This is a genomic window from Virgibacillus sp. 7505 (assembly GCF_002272135.1).
GTDB lineage: Bacteria > Bacillota > Bacilli > Bacillales > Amphibacillaceae > Terribacillus.
This window is the reverse complement of record NZ_NPBF01000074.1, coordinates 1-385: the sequence shown is the minus strand read 5'-3', so window position 1 is coordinate 385 and position 385 is coordinate 1. Positions and strand designations below refer to the sequence as shown.

Sequence of the window (385 nt, the reverse complement as noted above, 5' to 3'; positions counted from 1 at the left end):
GGTATAAACAAGAGGTTACCCGCCAGCTTTACTGCAAGACCAACAGCCACGGCATAGAGGGGAATATGGATTTTGCCATAGCCTTGCAAAATTGCTGCAGCCGTCAAGTAGAGCGAAGCAGGGAAAATCGAGACAGCAACAACTTGCAAGATGTCTGTTCCTGCACGGTCCGTAAACAGCATATGGTTGACAGGTCCCATTAGTACAACCAAGCCAATCGCGGCCCCTCCCCCTAGCAAAATCGTCATCCGAACTGCTGCATCGCGGTATATCTGCGCATGTCGCTCCTTTCCTCCTGCCAGCGCTTTAGCTAACAGGGGAACAAGGGCGAGAGCGAGGGAAGTGGCAAGCACCGTGCCAAGCTGTATGAGCGGCTGGCCTCGGT

Annotated in this window: 1 protein-coding gene; it reads right to left on the bottom strand. The window is 53.8% G+C overall.

The window, feature by feature from the left end; genetic code table 11:
* The coding region (locus CHH91_RS17960; RefSeq protein ID WP_176465850.1) for an MATE family efflux transporter at window positions 1-385 on the bottom strand (385 nt) is incomplete at both ends.